The 15298-nt window shown below is 70.9% G+C and carries 20 protein-coding genes; 8 read left to right on the top strand and 12 right to left on the bottom strand.

The genetic code is table 11. From position 1 onward, the window contains the following. Nucleotides 1–33: 33 nt before the first annotated feature. On the bottom strand, nt 34–807 hold the full coding sequence (locus tag OHT76_RS28955) for a class I SAM-dependent methyltransferase (protein ID WP_328873786.1): 774 nt from the start codon (nt 805–807) through the stop codon (nt 34–36). Nucleotides 808–907: 100 nt separating this feature from the next. On the opposite strand from OHT76_RS28955, the gene OHT76_RS28950 reads away from it, so the two are divergent. Continuing rightward, nucleotides 908–1537 carry a CGNR zinc finger domain-containing protein gene (locus tag OHT76_RS28950; protein WP_328873785.1) on the top strand — a complete coding sequence of 210 codons (630 nt, stop codon included), beginning with the start codon at nt 908–910 and terminating at the stop codon, nt 1535–1537. Here OHT76_RS28950 and sodX read toward each other — a convergent pair. Beyond that, entirely contained in the window at nt 1441–1875 is a 435-nt protein-coding gene (gene sodX, locus OHT76_RS28945; protein ID WP_328876647.1) for a nickel-type superoxide dismutase maturation protease, read from the bottom strand. The genes OHT76_RS28950 and sodX overlap by 97 nt on opposite strands. Before the next feature lie 145 nt (nt 1876–2020). On the opposite strand from sodX, the gene sodN reads away from it, so the two are divergent. From sodN to OHT76_RS28925, 4 genes are all read left to right on the top strand, one after another. Then, nucleotides 2021–2416, top strand: coding sequence for a superoxide dismutase, Ni (gene sodN, locus OHT76_RS28940; protein WP_020123534.1), 396 nt, complete (start codon nt 2021–2023; stop codon nt 2414–2416). 130 nt (nt 2417–2546) lie between these two features. Next, nucleotides 2547–2939 carry a helix-turn-helix transcriptional regulator gene (locus OHT76_RS28935; RefSeq protein WP_328873784.1) on the top strand — a complete coding sequence of 131 codons (393 nt, stop codon included), beginning with the start codon at nt 2547–2549 and terminating at the stop codon, nt 2937–2939. Between the two features lie 53 nt (nt 2940–2992). Then, complete coding sequence (locus OHT76_RS28930) at nt 2993–3412, top strand: VOC family protein (protein WP_328873783.1); 420 nt, start codon at nt 2993–2995, stop codon at nt 3410–3412. Between the two features lie 14 nt (nt 3413–3426). After that, complete coding sequence (locus tag OHT76_RS28925; RefSeq protein ID WP_328873782.1) at nt 3427–4161, top strand: VOC family protein; 735 nt, start codon at nt 3427–3429, stop codon at nt 4159–4161. On the opposite strand, the gene OHT76_RS28920 is transcribed toward OHT76_RS28925, so the two are convergent. The 6 genes from OHT76_RS28920 to OHT76_RS28895 form a co-directional block, all read right to left on the bottom strand. Next, a complete protein-coding gene (locus tag OHT76_RS28920; RefSeq protein WP_328873781.1) occupies nt 4158–4403 on the bottom strand; it encodes a hypothetical protein in 246 nt (81 codons plus the stop codon). The two genes, OHT76_RS28925 and OHT76_RS28920, sit on opposite strands and share 4 nt — an antisense overlap. Beyond that, entirely contained in the window at nt 4394–4720 is a 327-nt protein-coding gene (locus OHT76_RS28915) for a DUF952 domain-containing protein (RefSeq protein ID WP_328873780.1), read from the bottom strand. The genes OHT76_RS28920 and OHT76_RS28915 overlap by 10 nt, the downstream gene beginning before the upstream one ends. Nucleotides 4721–4729: 9 nt before the next feature. Then, nucleotides 4730–5923, bottom strand: a complete 1194-nt coding sequence (locus OHT76_RS28910; RefSeq protein ID WP_328873779.1) for an RNA polymerase sigma factor — start codon at nt 5921–5923, stop codon at nt 4730–4732. A gap of 5 nt (nt 5924–5928) precedes the next feature. Continuing rightward, on the bottom strand, nt 5929–6342 hold the full coding sequence (locus OHT76_RS28905; protein ID WP_328873778.1) for a YciI family protein: 414 nt from the start codon (nt 6340–6342) through the stop codon (nt 5929–5931). A 94-nt stretch (nt 6343–6436) separates the two neighbouring features. Further along, nucleotides 6437–6703, bottom strand: coding sequence for a hypothetical protein (locus OHT76_RS28900; protein WP_328873777.1), 267 nt, complete (start codon nt 6701–6703; stop codon nt 6437–6439). 18 nt (nt 6704–6721) lie between these two features. After that, nucleotides 6722–7309 (bottom strand): dihydrofolate reductase family protein, encoded by a 588-nt coding sequence (locus OHT76_RS28895; protein ID WP_328873776.1) that lies wholly within the window; start codon nt 7307–7309, stop codon nt 6722–6724. 114 nt (nt 7310–7423) lie between these two features. Between OHT76_RS28895 and OHT76_RS28890 the strand changes: the two genes are divergently transcribed. Continuing rightward, a complete protein-coding gene (locus tag OHT76_RS28890; RefSeq protein WP_328873775.1) occupies nt 7424–8014 on the top strand; it encodes a TetR/AcrR family transcriptional regulator in 591 nt (196 codons plus the stop codon). Here OHT76_RS28890 and OHT76_RS28885 read toward each other — a convergent pair. From OHT76_RS28885 to OHT76_RS28875, 3 genes are all read right to left on the bottom strand, one after another. Beyond that, nucleotides 8011–8628, bottom strand: a complete 618-nt coding sequence (locus OHT76_RS28885) for a GNAT family N-acetyltransferase (protein ID WP_328873774.1) — start codon at nt 8626–8628, stop codon at nt 8011–8013. The genes OHT76_RS28890 and OHT76_RS28885 overlap by 4 nt on opposite strands. A 194-nt stretch (nt 8629–8822) precedes the next feature. Then, nucleotides 8823–9899: a family 2 encapsulin nanocompartment cargo protein polyprenyl transferase gene (locus OHT76_RS28880; RefSeq protein WP_328876646.1), complete on the bottom strand. Its 1077-nt coding sequence runs from the start codon at nt 9897–9899 to the stop codon at nt 8823–8825. Between the two features lie 92 nt (nt 9900–9991). Next, nucleotides 9992–11398, bottom strand: a complete 1407-nt coding sequence (locus OHT76_RS28875) for a family 2B encapsulin nanocompartment shell protein (RefSeq protein ID WP_328873773.1) — start codon at nt 11396–11398, stop codon at nt 9992–9994. Nucleotides 11399–11690: 292 nt separating this feature from the next. Here OHT76_RS28875 and OHT76_RS28870 point away from each other — a divergent pair, with 292 nt between their 5' ends. Both OHT76_RS28870 and OHT76_RS28865 read left to right on the top strand, forming a co-directional pair. Continuing rightward, nucleotides 11691–12281: an N-acetylmuramoyl-L-alanine amidase gene (locus OHT76_RS28870; protein WP_328873772.1), complete on the top strand. Its 591-nt coding sequence runs from the start codon at nt 11691–11693 to the stop codon at nt 12279–12281. 29 nt (nt 12282–12310) lie between these two features. After that, nucleotides 12311–13207 (top strand): 1-aminocyclopropane-1-carboxylate deaminase/D-cysteine desulfhydrase, encoded by an 897-nt coding sequence (locus tag OHT76_RS28865; protein WP_328873771.1) that lies wholly within the window; start codon nt 12311–12313, stop codon nt 13205–13207. Here OHT76_RS28865 and OHT76_RS28860 read toward each other — a convergent pair. Next, a complete protein-coding gene (locus OHT76_RS28860; RefSeq protein ID WP_328873770.1) occupies nt 13197–15290 on the bottom strand; it encodes a tetratricopeptide repeat protein in 2094 nt (697 codons plus the stop codon). The genes OHT76_RS28865 and OHT76_RS28860 overlap by 11 nt on opposite strands. Nucleotides 15291–15298 lie beyond the last annotated feature (8 nt).

The following is a 15298-nucleotide window of genomic DNA, read 5'->3' as shown; positions in this document are numbered from 1 at the left end:
GGTACGGGATTCCCGTACCGCCCCTTCGCGCTGTTACGGCCGCGGCTCGGACTTCAGCGCCAGCAACAGGGTGTCCGACGGCGAGCACCACACAGGCCGTGCTTCGGCGAACCCCTTCTCGCGCAGCACGCGCGCGTGCCACTCCGCCGACGGCATGTCGCCGTCGGCGTGCTCGCCGTAGATCTCGAAGCGGCGGGCCGTCGGTTCGGCGAGGACGGGGTCCTGGGCGGCGACCTGCCACCACTCGGCCCAGTCCAGGGCGCCGTCGGCCTTGGCCTGGTCCATGCGCGCGTGCCGCAGCTCTCGCTCGGCGGCGTTGATCCGGGGCGTCGTGTCGTCGATCATGTGGTCCGCGTTCATGAAGACACCGCCGTCGCGGACCAGCCCCGCGACCTGACCGTAGAGGGCCGCGAGGGGTTCACGGTGCAGCCAGTGCAGGGCCGTGGCGGTCAGGACGGCGTCGTAGGAGTCGTACGGGAGCTTCGCCGGCCAGTCGGGGTCCTTGAGGTCGGCGGTGACGAAGCTGACCCGCTCGTCGCCCTCGAAGGTGCCCTCGGCGATGGCGAGGAGCGCCGGGTCGAGGTCGACGCCGGTGCTGGTGGCGCCGGGCAGACGGGCCAGCAGCCGGGCGGTGATGGAGCCGGTGCCGCAGGCCAGATCGAGCACTCGGGGCTCGGCCCCGACGAGTGCCTCGACCATGTCGAGCATGATCCGGAAGCGTTCCTCCCGGTCGGGCATGTACCACTCCTGCTGCCGGTCCCAGCTCTCCTGCCAGGCGTGCCAGTCGGTTCCTGTACTGGTCGTCATGGGAGCCCCCTCTTTGGACGTACGCGTAATACCCTGGAAGCACGATCGTCTGTTACCCCGACCGCAGCACGACCATAGAACGCCTCCGTAAGGACTACAAGTGGAACTGGCCTATTACTCGGACTACGCGGTACGCCTCGTCAACAGCGAGGACCCGGCCCGGGGCAAGGACGCGCTGACGTCGGTCGAGGCCGTCCGCGATCTGTTCGGCGTGAACCAGTCGGCCGGCCGCCGCGCGACGGACGCGGACGTCACCCGCTTCCGCTCGGTCCGGGCCCGCCTGCGCGCGGTCTTCGAGGCGGCGGACGGCGGCGACGAGACCCTCGCGGTGGACCTGCTGAACTCACTGCTGCTGGAGTTCCCGGTCAGCCCGCAGATCTCCGGACACGACTTCCGGGACGACGACGGCCGCCCGCTGTGGCACATGCACCTCGCCGACCACCCCTCGAACGCGACCGCGGGGTACGCGGCCATCGCGGCGATGGGCCTGGCCTTCCATCTCACGGAGTACGGCGTGGACCGCCTCGGCCTGTGCGAGGCAGCACCGTGCCGCAACGCCTACCTCGACACCTCGACCAACCGCTCCCGGCGCTACTGCTCCGACCGCTGTGCCACCCGCGCGAACGTGGCCGCCTACCGCGCCCGCAAGCGCCTGGAGGCGGACCGGTCGGACAGCACGGGCCGTACGGCGGACAGCGCCCAGCGCACCAGCGCGAACGGCGAGCGCTGATCCGCCCTGCGCGGCCGGAACCGCCCCCGCACCCTGCCCAGCACCAGCTCCGCCGGGACCGTCCCGTAGTCCGTGCTGTCCCCGCCCGCGTACGTGTTGTCCCCGAGCACCCACCAGCCGCCCTCGCGCCGCTCCGCGGCCCGCTTGACGACCAACAGGTCCTGCTGGAACGGATGGCGCAGAACGACCACGTCACCGGGCCGGATCCGAGCCCCGTAGTGCACCAGCAGCCGGTCCCCGTGGTGCAGCGTGGGCACCATGGACGGCCCGGTCACCTCGGCCGGCCCGAAGGGCAGCAACGGCCGCCCGCGTTCGGTCTCCTGCGACAGTTCCGGCATCACCGGCACCTCCCCGGTCCTATCCTCCACCAGTCTCAGTCTGACCCTGGACTTTTGTCCTAAGCCCATGGGGGCACTCGCGAAAACCCGTCCCTCAGGGAGTAATGTCCCACCTGAGAAGACGATCACGAGGAAGGAATGCTCCATGCTTTCCCGCCTGTTTGCCCCCAAGGTGAAGGTCAGCGCACACTGCGACCTGCCCTGCGGTGTGTACGACCCGGCCCAGGCCCGCATCGAGGCGGAGTCGGTCAAGGCCGTGCAGGAGAAGATGGCCGCCAACGACGACCCGCACTTCCAGGCGCGTGCCACCGTCATCAAGGAGCAGCGCGCCGAGCTCGCCAAGCACCACGTGTCGGTCCTGTGGAGCGACTACTTCAAGCCCCCGCACTTCGAGAAGTACCCGGAGCTGCACCAGCTGGTCAACGACGCCCTGAAGGCCCTGTCGGCCGCCAAGGCGTCCACCGACCCGGCCACCGGCCAGAAGGCGCTGGACTACATCGCCCAGATCGACAAGATCTTCTGGGAGACCAAGAAGGCCTGATCCAGGACCTGTTCGGATCGCCGCGACCGGCGGTCGGTGCACCATCGCAGGTCGAAGGGCATCCCCGAAGGGGCCCGGCCGCATCATCACGCGGCCGGGCCCCTTCGGTCGTTCGTGCCATGCTGGCGGGGTGAACACCGAGGATCTGGTCCGGCTGCGGCAGGCGCGCGACCGTATGGACCGCGAGTACACCGAGCCCCTCGACGTCACGGCGCTCGCCCGGACCGCGCTGATGTCCCCGGGCCACTTCCAGCGCAGCTTCCGCGCCGCGTACGGCGAGACACCGTACGGCTATCTCATGACGCGCCGGATCGAGCGCGCCAAGGCGCTGCTGCGGCGCGGCGACATGAGCGTGACGGAGGTGTGCATGGCGGTCGGCTGTACCTCCCTCGGCTCCTTCAGCGCGCGCTTCACCGAGCTGGTCGGGGAGACCCCGAGCGCCTACCGGGCCCGCTCGCACGCGGACGGCGAGGTGATTCCGGCGTGTGTGGCCCGCCGGTACACCCGGCCGAGGCGGTCGTAGAGGCCGTAGCAGTCGTAGCGGCCGAATCCGCGGTCGCGGCCTAGTCTGCCGTCATGGACATCAAACTGAAGCAGTGCTTCCTCGCCGTCGACGACCACGACAAGGCGATCGCCTTCTACCGCGACGTCCTGGGCCTCGAGGTCCGCGGTGACGTCGGGTTCGAGGGGATGCGGTGGGTGACCGTCGGCTCGCCCTTGCAGCCGGACGTGGAGATCGTGCTGGAGCCTCCCGCCGCGGACCCGGACACCTCCCCCGCCGACAAGGAGGTGATGGCCCAGCTGCTCGCCAAGGGCGTGCTGCGCGGGGTCAACTTCACCACCTCCGACTGCGACGAGCTGTTCGCGCGGGTACGGGAGTCCGGCGCCGATGTGATCCAGGAGCCGACGGACCAGCCGTACGGCGTGCGCGACTGCGCCTTCCGGGACCCGGCCGGGAACATGCTGCGCTTCATGGAGCCGTCGAAGCAGGGCTGACTACGATCACGTCCATGACCATTCGCTGGACGTACGCCTTCGTCGACCGGCCCGCCGCCGTCTTCGGCCCCGCCTGCGACTTCTGGACCGCCGTCACCGGCACGCGTCTGTCCGAACTCCGGGGTGATCAGGGCGAGTTCGTGACACTCCTGCCCGAGTCCGGCGACGCCTGCGTCAAGGGCCAGGGCGTCACGGAGGGGCCCGGCGGCGCCCACTTGGACTTCGCCGTCGAGGACGTCACGGGCTTCGTGAAGGAGGCCCGGCGGGTCGGGGCCGGGATGGTCGCCGAGCACGACGGCTGGGCCGTACTTCGCTCACCGGCCGGGCAGTTGTTCTGCGCGGTGCCCTGGCACGGGGAGTCCCTGCGCCCGCCCGTGGTGCGCGGAACCCGCCTCGACCAGGTCTGCCTGGACATCCCGCCTTCGCTCTACGACGCCGAAGTCGCCTTCTGGAGCGCCCTGTTGCCCGGCTGGGAGTCGCTGCCGGGTTCCCTCCCGGAGTTCCACGTGGTCAAGCCGCCGGCCGGGATGCCGATCCGCATCCTGCTCCAGCGGCTCGGCGAGGAGCGCCCCGCCGCGGCCCATCTCGACCTGGCCTGCGCGGACATCGACGCCGCCCGCACGGCCCACGAACAGCTGGGCGCCACGCTCGTGTACAGCGGCGCCCACTGGCGTGTGATGCGCGATCCGGCGGGCGGCACCTACTGCCTGACGGGACGGGATCCGCAGACGGGCGGGCTGCCGGCCTAGCGGGTCGTCGCGTAGGCGCACAGGACGATCCGCCCGTCGTCCCGGGGCGGCTGCGTGATGCCGGGGCCCGGGCAGTCGGAGTCCATGTCGACGTCCCGGGGCTCCGCCTGCTGCCACTGGTGCAGCTTCTCCGGCTCCCCCGCGTCCTGGAGCCACAGCGTGAGCCCGCCGCCGACGGCCACCGCGACCACCCACACGGCCACGACCCACCGCCATAACCGGCGCCGCCCGGTCAGACCCACGGCTCGACCCCCACCACGGCGTCCACCGGAATCGGCCCGTAGATGTGCGGGAACTCCTCGGCACCGGGCTCGGGGGCCTCGTACTTCAGCGGTGCGCCGAGCCGGGCGGGGTCGATGACGAGCAGGACGAGCTCGTCGGGGCCGTCGTAGTCGGAATAGAGGAAAGCGGCCACTTTCGGCAGTTGCTCGCGGGTCGAGCAGTGGATGAAGCCCTCCTCCTGGAGGGTGCGGCCGCGGGTCGACATCGCGTACGTCCCCCGGGCGCGGGCCTCCTCCCACAGGGAGCGTTCGGTGAGGTGCACGATGGTTGTGGACATGACGCCACGTTAAGGCCTCAGCCGGGCCGCCCGCCCCCGCAAATAGCGCTGCTCGGGCAGGCTCATGGTCTGCGCGGCCGCCGATTCGTAGGCGGCGCACGCTTCGTCGTACGCCCCCGCCCGCTCCAGCAGATGCCCCCGTACGGCATCCCGCCGATGCCCCAACTCCCCCTCCAGCGCCTCCACTTCCCGAAGGCCCGCCTCCGGTCCGCGCACCATGGCGACGGCGACCGCGCGGTTGAGGCGCTCGACGGGGCCGGGGACGAGGCCCACCAGCACGTCGTAGAGGCCCAGGATCTCCCGCCAGTCCGTGGCGTCAGCGGAGGGCGCCTCGTCGTGGACGGCGGCGATGGCCGCGCGCAGTTGGTAGGGGCCGGCGGGGCCGTACCCAAGGGCGTGGGTGACCAGCGCGACGCCCTCCTCGATCGCGGCCTTGTCCCAGCGGTCGCGGTCCTGTTCGTCGAGGGGCACGAGGTCGCCGTGCGGGCCGGTGCGGGCGTCGCGGCGGGCGTCGGTGAGCAGCATCAGGGCGAGCAGCCCGGCCACCTCACCGGTGTCCGGGAGCAGCCGGTGGGCCGTCCGCGTCAGCCGGATCGCCTCGCCGGAGAGGTCGCGTCGCTGGAGGCTGGTGCCCGAGGTCGCCGTATAGCCCTCGTTGAAGATCAGGTAGAGGGTGTGCAGGACTGCGGGCAGCCGCTCCACCCAGTTGTCCGGGCGACCGAAGCTCACCCCGCGCAGCTTCTGCTTGGCCCGGCTGATCCGCTGGGCCATGGTCGCCTCGGGAACGAGCCAGGCGCGGGCGATCTCCGCCGTGGTGAGACCGCCGACCGCGCGCAGGGTGAGCGCGATCTGCGCGGGCGGGGTGAGGTCCGGGTGGCAGCAGAGGAACAGGAGGGAGAGGGTGTCGTCCTCCTGAGGAGCGCGGTCTTCTCCCCTGCGGAGGCTGAGCGCCACCGCCTTCTCCTCCCGAGCCCGCCGGGCGTCGTCGGCCCGCAGCGCGTCCACCAGCCGCCGCGAGGCCACCTTGATGAGCCAGCCGCGCGGATTGTCCGGCACCCCGGCCGCCGGCCACTGCCCGGCCGCGGCGAGCAGCGCCTCCTGTACGGCGTCCTCGGCAGCGTCGAAATGGCCGTACCGGCGCACGAGCGCACCGAGGACCTGCGGCGCGTGGTGGCGCAGCAGGTCCTCGACGGTGTCGCTCATGGGGTTCAGACGTCTCCGGTGCCCTCGTCGATGGGCCGGATCACTACCGGGTAGACGGGCGCGCCTTCGGGCTGGGGGCACTGCAGAACACGGGCGGCGATCTCCGTGACCCGCTCCAGGCTCGCGCAGTCCAGGACCCAGTAGCCGGCCAGCAGCTCCTTGGTCTCGCCGTAGGGGCCGTCGGTGATGACGGGCTTGCCGTCCGCGCCGAGATCCACGTGCCGGGTGCGGGCGGGCTCGACCAGACCCTGGCCGTCGACCAGTTCGCCGGTCTCGGCGAGGTCGTCGTTGAGCGCGCCCATGAAGGCGTACATCGCCTGCACGTCCTGTTCGGTCCAGGCCGGCGAGTTCTCGGACGCCTTGCCCTTCATCGCCTCGTAGTCCGCCTGGCTGCCCTGCACCATGACCAGGTACTTCATGACTGGCTCCTTTGTCTCGCGCCGCCTGTCGGGCGGCTCTCACAGGGGACGTCGGAGCCGGGCCCGGGTTCTCGACATGGTTCGGGACGACGTTTCAGGAATTGCTCGCGGCGGGTTCCTCGGGCTCCTCCCGGCGCTCGGGCTGTTCGGTTTGCTCGTGGTGCGCGTGGCGCCGGTGGTGGTGCGGGTGGGGCTCGCGAGGGTCTTCCTCGGCGCCTTCGGGGACGAATGCCTCGCACTTGGGATTACGGCAGGGTCCTGCCACCCAGCGCGGTACCCATGCGCCCAGCGTCTTGTGGCGCCGGACGACCGTTTCGACGGACTGTCCGCATACGGGACAGGCGTGTTCTTCGCTGTCCATGCCACCAGGGTAGGCCGATCAGCGCTTCCGTGCGTAGGTGCGGACGAGCACTCCGTTACCGAACGTGCGGACATCTTGCAGGGTGAAGTCGCTGACGGCGAACCCGGCACCACCGAACATCGGCATCCCCGAGCCGTAGACCTGCGGATAGGTCTTGATGACCAGCTCGTCGATCTCGTCGAGCAGTTCGCCCGCGATCTGGGAGCCGCCGCAGAGCCAGATGCCGAGCTCGCTCTCCTCGGCCTTCAGCTCACGGATCCGGGCGACCAGGTCGCCGTCGATCACGGTCACGTTCGGGTCCGGGGAGGGACCGAGGGAGCGCGAGGCGACGTACTCGCGCAGATGGCCGTACGGGCTGGTGGTGCCGGTGTCGAGGGCGAGCTGGTAGCTGCCGCGGCCCTGGATCACCGTGTCGAAGTGGAGGTTCTCGGCGCCCTTGAGGCCGAGCTGTTCGCGGCCCTGGGCGGCGATGGTGTCCGGCCAGGTCGAGGCGAGGTAGCCGAGGAACTCCTCGTCCAGGAACGCGAACATCGATGTGGCGTCGCCGTTCGGGTCTCCGATGAAGCCGTCGATGGAGCAGGCGATGTAGTACGTGAGCTTTCGCAAGCCGGGTCTCTTTCCTTAAGCTGTCGTTTGAACAACTGCAGTTGTAGTACTTCGTCTGTAGTGGTTGCAAGCTTTTTCCGGGAACGGGATTGAAGTGGGAGAGGAGATTCCGCATTGGCCAGGAATCCGGAGCGGCGCGCGGCGCTGGTGGACGCCGGTGTGGAGGTGCTCGCACGGGAGGGGGCGCGCGGGCTGACGTTCCGCGCGGTGGACGCCGAGGCCGGGGTGCCGGTGGGCACGGCCTCCAACTACTTCACCGGGCGCGACGACCTACTGCGCCAGATCGACACCCGGCTGCATGTACGGCTGGCCCCCGACCCCGAGGTGATCGCGGAGCTGCTCCAGCGGCCGAAGGACCGGTCACTGGTCACCGCGTTCATGCACGACCTGATGGGCCGGGCCACCCGCGACCGCACCGGCTATCTCGCGCTCCTGGAGATGCGCCTGGAGGCGACCCGGCGGCCCGAACTGCGGGCGTCGTACACGGAGTCGGTGCGCGGGGACCTGACGGAGGGCATGGAGTTCCACCGGGCCGCGGGGCTGCCCGGCGGCGACGAGACCGTGACGGTGCTCTATCTGGCCATGCTCGGCCTGATCTTGGAGCATCTGACGCTGCCGGGGGTGCTGGAGGGGGTGTTGCCGGGGGTGGGGGTTCCGGAGGGGTTGATCGAGCGGATCGTGGAGACGGTGGTGCCGGAGGCCTAGCGGGCGGCGCGGAGTTCGCGGAGTTCGCGGGGTTCGCGCCACATGGGGAACATCTGCGGGCCCTCGGGCAGGTCGAGGGGGCTGCCGAGGAGTTCGAAGCCGAGGCGCTCGTACAGCTTCCGGCTGCGGGCGCTGCTCGCCTCCAGGTACGCGGGGACGCCGTCGCCGTCACAGCGGTCGAGTACGGCGCCGATGAGCGCGGAGCCGAGGCCCTCGCCCTGCCGCTGCGGGGAGACGCCGATCATCCACAGGTACTCGTGGGCGCGGTCGCAGGGGTGGATCCCGGCGGTGAGCCGGCCGATCAACTCGACGCGCTCGTTCGCCGGGTCGACGGCGTCACGGAGCTGCGCGGGCCCGTCGTCGTCGGGGTCGTGCTCCCCGGCGGGCGTCGGCAGCCACAGCGCACAGGCCGAGCCGTCCTCGGTGAGATCGATGCGTCCGTCGGCGAGCACGATGTCGGTGAAGGCCGCCATCAGCCGGTGATGGGTCGCCCGGCGGTACTCGGCACCGGGAAAGACCCAGCCACTGACCGGATCGTCCTGGAAGGCCTCGTCCAGCAGCCGCACCACAAAGTCCCGGTCCGCCTCGGTCGCCGTCCGGATCGCCACACCCATGATTCCGCCCCTTCGTCTCAATCGGGGTTGATCGTAGGGGGGTTGGGGGCGGGGTGGTGGGCGGGGCGGGAGATTGGCGGGAATCGGGTTCGACAACACACAGGCCCCGCACACCGTGGGGATGTGCGGGACCCGTCCGGCCGGAGCCGGTGGCCGTGCGGGGTCAGGAGCCGCACGGCCACCGGTCCGGGGTTCTAGGTGCTGCGGCGGGTGACGAACTCGGCCAGGGCCAGCAGGCCGCCCGCCGCCTCCGGTTCGGGCACCGCGCGGGCCAGTTCCTGCATCGCGCGGGCCATCCGGTCGGCCGCCTGGACCTGCGCCCAGTCACGCCCGCCCGCCTGTTCCACGGCCAGTGCGGTACGCGCGGTCTCCTCCTCCGCCGCCATCCCGCCCTTGCCGTACGGCACTTCGTACAACTCGGCCAGCTCCACCGCCGCCGGCGTACCGGAGGTCAGCGCGGCGACGACCGGCAGCGACTTCTTACGGGCGGCCAGGTCCGCGCCGGCCGGCTTGCCGGTGCGCCGGGGGTCGCCCCATATGCCGATGACGTCGTCGATGAGCTGGAAGGCGAGCCCCGCCTCCCGGCCGAAGGCGTCCATCGCCTCCACGTCCTCCCCCGCCGCGCCCGCGTACAGCGCGCCGAGGGCGCAGGCGCAGCCCAGCAGCGCTCCCGTCTTGGCCTCGGCCATGGCGAGCGCCTCGTCGAGGCCGACGTCGGCGGGGGCCTGCTTCTCCATCGCCGTGTCCGCGTGCTGGCCCTCGCACAGTTCGACGACACAGGCGGCGAGCCGGGCGGCGGCCTCGGTGGACGCCGGATGCGGGTCCTCGGCGAGCAGTCTGAGGGCGAGCGCCTGGAGGGCGTCCCCGGCGAGGATCGCGTCGGCGTCGCCGAACACGGTCCAGGCGGTGGGCCGGTGCCGTCGGGTGGTGTCCCGGTCCATCACGTCGTCGTGCAGCAACGTGAAGTTGTGGACCAGCTCCACCGCCGCGGCGGCCCGTACCGCAGCCTTGCGGGCCGGTGGCCCGCCGAGCGCCTCGGCCGCGGTGAGGACGAGCGCGGGGCGGATGGCCTTGCCCGAGTTACCGGCCGCGGGGGTGCCGTCCGCGTGCTCCCAGCCGAAGTGGTAGAGCGCGACCCGGCGCATGGAGGTCGGCAACGAGTCGACGGCGGAGCGCAGTTCGGGGTCGACGGACCCTCGTGCACGCTCCAGGATCGCCATCGCCTCCTGCCCGTCGAGCGGACCCGGTCCGGCGTGTGTCTGGGTCCCGATGGGCCTCCGCCTTTCACGCGTCTCGGTCTCTGGGCGCACTCCCGAGATGTACCCGCCCCGGAGGGCGGGGACACCGGTTGTACGCGGCAGGGTCACCGCCAGCGCCCGATCTCGACGTTCTCCAGCACACCGAGCGCGTCCGGCACCAGGACCGCGGCCGAGTAGTAGGCGGTCACCAGGTACTTGATGATCGCCTGTTCGTTGATGCCCATGAACCGCACCGACAGGCTCGGCTCGATCTCGTCGGGGATCCCGGCCTGCTGAAGCCCGATGACCCCCTGCTCGGCCTCGCCGGTACGCATGGCGATGATCGAGGTCGTACGGGCGTCGCTGACCGGGATCTTGTTGCACGGGAAGATCGGCACCCCGCGCCAGGTGGGGATGCGGTTGCCGGCCATCTCGATGGTCTCGGGCACCAGTCCGCGCTTGTTGAGCTCGCGGCCGAACGCGGAGATCGCGCGCGGGTGGGCGAGGAACAGCTTGGTGCCGCGGCGCCTGCTGAGCAGTTCGTCCATGTCGTCGGGCCCGGGCACGCCGTCGTGCGGCTGGATCCGCTGCTCGTACTCGCAGTTGTTGAGCAGCCCGAACTCGCGGTTGTTGATGAGCTCGTGCTCCTGGCGCTCCTTGAGCGCCTCGACGGTCAGCCGGAGCTGCTGCTCGGTCTGGTTCATCGGCTGGTTGTAGAGGTCGGCCACGCGGGAGTGGATGCGCAGAACGGTCTGGGCGATGCTCAGTTCGTACTCACGGGGCCTGGCCTCGTAGTCGACGAAGGTGTGCGGGATGTCCGGCTCGCCGCTGTGTCCTGCCGCGAGGTCGATCTCCTTCTCGCCGTACTTGTTGGCGCGCTGGGCGGGGATCGCGCGCTGCGCGTCGAGATGCTCGCGCAGGGAGTCGGAGCGCTCCGCGACCTGCTCGACGTCCTGGCGGGGCAGGACGAGGACGGTGCACGCGGTGACGGTGCGGGCCGTGTACTCCCAGATGGCGTCGGAGGCGAGCAGCGACTGGTCGCCGAGGTAGGCGCCGTCGGCCAGTACACCGAGGGACTCGTCGTCGCCGTAGGGGCCGGTGCCGACCTTCTCCACGCGGCCGTGCGCCAGCAGATACACCTCCTCGGCGGGGCTGCCGAAGGAGGCGAGCACCTCGCCCGCGGCGAGCTCCCGCTGCTCGCAGCGCTGGGCGAGCTCGGCGAGCACCTCCAGGTCCTCGTAACTGCGCAGTGCGGGCAGTTCGCCCAGCTCCGCGGGGATGACCTCGACACGGTCTCCGGTCTTCACAAAGGTGATACGGCCGTCCCCCACGGCGTAGCTCAGCCGGCGGTTCACTCGGTAAGTGCCGCCCTGCACATTCACCCACGGCAGCATGCGCAGCAGCCAGCGTGAGCTGATCTCCTGCATCTGGGGTGCGGACTTGGTCGTGGTGGCCAGGTTCCGCGCGGCGCCGGTGCCGAGACTCTGCTGCGGCCTGCCCTCATCAGTGCGGATCTCTTCGCCTACCGACATAAGGAATTGCCCTCCCGGTCATGCACCGGCGCCGTGCTGCGCCGGGCATCGAATCGCAGGGCCAAGCCTTCCTCACGGAGCGTGCCGGTGCTATTACACGAAAGAGCGGGAATGGATCACGGGGTGGCTGGGCACATGGGCATTTCCTGTCCACCGGGCCGGTTCCGCTTGTTGTCCAAAACGGCTCGCACACCGTACGAACGGCTGGTTTTCGATCCTCCCCTTTCGATACAAGCTGCGGTACGAGGAGGCCGCGTTCGGCGGCCGACGCACAGCCACGAAGGAGGCGGTCATGGCCTCACCCATGTCCGCGGCAAGATTCCTGGAGCAGCTGCGGGCGGAGGGCGTGACGGTCGTCGAGGTCGGCGACTGGGAGCACCACAACCGCAACCACAAGGGCCCCTGGGGGCCGGTCCACGGCGTGATGATTCACCACACGGTCACCAAGGGCAGCGAGCTCACGGTGAAGTTGTGCCGCAACGGCCACGGGGACCTGCCCGGCCCGCTGTGCCACGGCGTCATCACCAAGGACGGCAGGGTCCATCTGGTCGGCTTCGGCCGCGCCAACCACGCGGGCAAGGGCGACGACGACGTCCTGCGCGCCGTGATCGACGAGGAGCCCCTCCCCCGCGACAACGAGTCCACCGCCGACGGCAACCGTCACTTCTACGGCTTCGAATGCGAGAACATGGGCGACGGCGAGGACCCCTGGCCGGAGGTCCAGCTGGAGGCCATCGAACGAGTCTCCGCAGCCATCTGCCGCCATCACGGCTGGTCCGAGCGCTCGGTGATCGGCCACCTGGAATGGCAGCCGGGCAAGGTGGACCCGAACGGCTTCACCATGGCGTCGATGCGGGACCGCGTCAGGGCCCGCCTGAAGTAGCCCCCGGCCGGCCGAGCGACAATGGTGCTGTGACCAGCCTCGACGTCCTCCAGCCACGGCTTCCCTCGCCGCTGCGGGAGCTCGTCGACGATCGATTCACCCGCGCCGGAGTCCGCCTGCTGCTCAAGCGGGACGATCTGATTCACCCGGAGCTCATCGGCAACAAGTGGCGAAAACTCGCCCCGAATCTCACCGCGGCGGCCGGCCGGAGCGTACTCACCTTCGGCGGCGCGTACTCCAACCATCTGCGCGCCACGGCCGCCGCGGGCCGTCTCCTGGGCCTGACCACCATCGGCGTGGTCCGGGGCCAGGAACTGGCCGACCGCCCCCTCAACCCCTCCCTCGCCCGCTGCGCGGCCGACGGTATGCGCCTGCACTTCGTCGACAGATCGACGTACCGCCGAAAAACCGAACCGGACACCCTGGCGGCGATCCTCCGCACGGCGAGAGCCGAGGACGCCTACGTCATCCCGGAAGGCGGCAGCAATCGCCGCGCGGTGCACGGCTGCCAGGCCCTCGGCGCGGAGCTCCGCGGCCACGCCGACCTCGTCGCCCTCGCCTGCGGCACCGGCGGCACCCTCGCGGGCCTCGCCGCGGGCCTCGCCCCCGACCAGCGAGCTCTCGGCATCCCCGTCCTGAAGGGCGGCTTCCTGACCGACGACATACAGGCGCTGCAACAGCGCGCCTTCGGCGGCCCCCGAGGCACCTGGACCCTCGACAACCGCTTCCACTTCGGCGGCTACGCCCGCACCACCCCGGAACTCGAAGCCTTCGCCGCCGACTTCGAACACCGCCACCACATACCCGTGGAACGTCTGTATGTCGCCAAGTTGCTGTACGGACTCGTCACCCTCGCGGAGGAAGGCGCCTTCCCGCGCGGTACGACGATCGCGGCCGTGGTCACCGGCGCGCCGTTCACCCCCTGACGTCGCCTTCCCGCAGCTCGCTCAGCGCGCGCAGGGTGTTCGCGGTGCTGGGATGCTCCTCCCCCAGCACGCGCCGCCGATCGCGCAACACGGCCTCCAACTCGTCCTCCGCGCGGGCGATGTCCCCCGCCTCCGCGCGGTAGGCGGCCAGATTGTGGCGGGTGATCAGCGTCTGGGGATGATCCTCGCCCCGGCTGCGCACTTCGATCCGCAGCACCTCTTCGAGGGCGGCGAGCGCGCCCTTCAGGTCTCCGCATTCGGCGCGGAGACTGGCCAGGTTGTGCGCTGCCCCGACGACCCCCTCGCTCTCGGCGCCCGTCTCGGCGCACAGTTCGTCGTAGCGCTTGGTCAGGGCGTCGACGCAGTGCGGATCCGGGTGCGCCATGCCGCGCCAGAACACGGCATGGAACCGCGCCTCGGCGATACGACTCCGCTCCTCCGGATGACCGCGCTGCAACGCCTCCAGCAGGTTCTCGAACAGCTCGGCGGCCGTGAGCGGGGCGCCCAAGTGCCCCATGAGCGTGGCCAGATGGCCGCTGATCTCGATCGTTTCCATGTGATCGTCGCCGTACTTGCTCCGCGCCGCGACCAGCGCCGCCATCAGATCGTCGGCCGCGCTGTCCACATCCCCGCCATGGGTCTGCCAGTACCCGAGATCCGTCTGGATCTGGATCGTGTCCCGGTGATCGGCACCCAGGTGACGGACAGCGGCCTCGTACAGCTCCTTGAAGAGGGTGACGGCCCTGGAGGCCATACCTGCGTGGCCGTACGTCCCGGCGCTGTGGATGAAGATGTGGTACCCGTCCACGGCCCACACGGCGTCCTTCGAGACGGCGTACAGGGCGTCGACGTTGTCCCGGAGCAGCTGGGCGCGCGGCAGCGTCTGCGCGTACACCCCGGGCGGCCAGGCGAAGAAGAGCGCGGAGCCAGCCATGTGCGCCAACTCCGCGAAGTGATCGGGCTCCAGGGACTCCCGGGTGGCGCGCTGCACGAGCGCGTGCACGCGGACGGTCTGCTCGTCGCCCTCACCGGCGAGGCTGACCAGGCTGAGCCGGTTCAGGTTCCGGAGAGCGTCGGCCGCGTTCTCAGCCGGTATCCGGTCCAGGAGTTGCTGCCTCGTCAGGTCGTCCGGCGGCTCCGGCGTCATGACGGCGGTCGCGTACACGCGCGCGGCTTCACCGGTGAGCACGGAGCAGGGGATGCCGTTGGAGTCGAGCACCGAGGCCAGTTCCAGCAGCGGACGGGCCAGACCCCGGGGGCGCAGCCGGTCGGCCCGCTCGACGGACAGCCCCCATACGGCGGCAACGGTCTCCCTGTGGTCGTCGGGCAGACCGTCGTGCTCCGGCAGGACGTCCGCGAGGGATCTACGGCGGTCCCGCAGCCGCGCCAGGTACTGCGCGCAGGGCAGCCCCTGGTCGGCGAGGTAGGCCGCGGCCTGTGCCAGTGCGAGCGGCAGATGACCGAGTTCGGCGGCGAGTTCCGCGGCGTGCGGGTCCGGCCGGGTCCGTCCGTGGGCGGCCAGCTTCGTCCGCAGGTAGGCCAGGGACTCGGCCGGGGTGAACGGCGCGACGGCGATGACGGCACGTCCCTGCCCGAGCAGGGCGGCGTCCCTTCGGCGCGTGGTGACCACGACCTGGCCCTCAAAGCGATCGGGCGGCCACAGTCCGCGCAGGTCCCCGGGGTCGGCGAGGTCGTCCAGCACGATCATCCAGCGCCGCCGGGTCCGCTGGAGCCAGGCGAGGAAGTGCTCCACCGCCCGCCTGAGGTCGGCCGGGTCCGCGCCGTCGACCTCGTGGGCGGCCTGGGCGTAGGCGGCCTCGATGCTCTGTCTGGTTCCGGCGTTGACCCAGACCAGCAGGTCAACTGCCTCCGTCTGCAGCGCCTTCCGGGCCCAGCGGGCCGCCAGTTGGGTCTTGCCGACCCCGCCGAGGCCCGAGAGGATCCGGCACCTCGGTGTGTCCGTCACGGTGTCGGCGGCCGCACGGGACTGAAAGCAGTGGGCCTCGGTCGGCAGTACGCCCACCACATGCGGCCACGCGATCCGCGGCGCCGTCGCGCCGACGCCGTAGTAGACGTTCTCCACGCGTCCGA

It is taken from the genome of Streptomyces sp. NBC_00287 (genome assembly GCF_036173105.1).
In the GTDB taxonomy this organism is placed as follows: domain Bacteria; phylum Actinomycetota; class Actinomycetes; order Streptomycetales; family Streptomycetaceae; genus Streptomyces.
The sequence above is the reverse complement of the archived record's forward strand: the minus strand, read 5'-3'. Positions and strand labels throughout refer to the sequence as shown.

Coding starts and splice junctions, on each gene's coding strand:
- OHT76_RS28955 (WP_328873786.1), bottom strand. CDS start 807: ATGACGACCAGTACAGGAACCGACTGGCACGCCTGGCAGGAGAGCTGG.
- sodX (WP_328876647.1), bottom strand. CDS start 1,875: ATGCCGGAACTGTCGCAGGAGACCGAACGCGGGCGGCCGTTGCTGCCC.
- sodN (WP_020123534.1), top strand. CDS start 2,021: ATGCTTTCCCGCCTGTTTGCCCCCAAGGTGAAGGTCAGCGCACACTGC.
- OHT76_RS28930 (WP_328873783.1), top strand. CDS start 2,993: ATGGACATCAAACTGAAGCAGTGCTTCCTCGCCGTCGACGACCACGAC.
- OHT76_RS28925 (WP_328873782.1), top strand. CDS start 3,427: ATGACCATTCGCTGGACGTACGCCTTCGTCGACCGGCCCGCCGCCGTC.
- OHT76_RS28915 (WP_328873780.1), bottom strand. CDS start 4,720: ATGTCCACAACCATCGTGCACCTCACCGAACGCTCCCTGTGGGAGGAG.
- OHT76_RS28910 (WP_328873779.1), bottom strand. CDS start 5,923: ATGAGCGACACCGTCGAGGACCTGCTGCGCCACCACGCGCCGCAGGTC.
- OHT76_RS28905 (WP_328873778.1), bottom strand. CDS start 6,342: ATGAAGTACCTGGTCATGGTGCAGGGCAGCCAGGCGGACTACGAGGCG.
- OHT76_RS28900 (WP_328873777.1), bottom strand. CDS start 6,703: ATGGACAGCGAAGAACACGCCTGTCCCGTATGCGGACAGTCCGTCGAA.
- OHT76_RS28885 (WP_328873774.1), bottom strand. CDS start 8,628: ATGGGTGTGGCGATCCGGACGGCGACCGAGGCGGACCGGGACTTTGTG.
- OHT76_RS28875 (WP_328873773.1), bottom strand. CDS start 11,398: ATGTCGGTAGGCGAAGAGATCCGCACTGATGAGGGCAGGCCGCAGCAG.
- OHT76_RS28870 (WP_328873772.1), top strand. CDS start 11,691: ATGGCCTCACCCATGTCCGCGGCAAGATTCCTGGAGCAGCTGCGGGCG.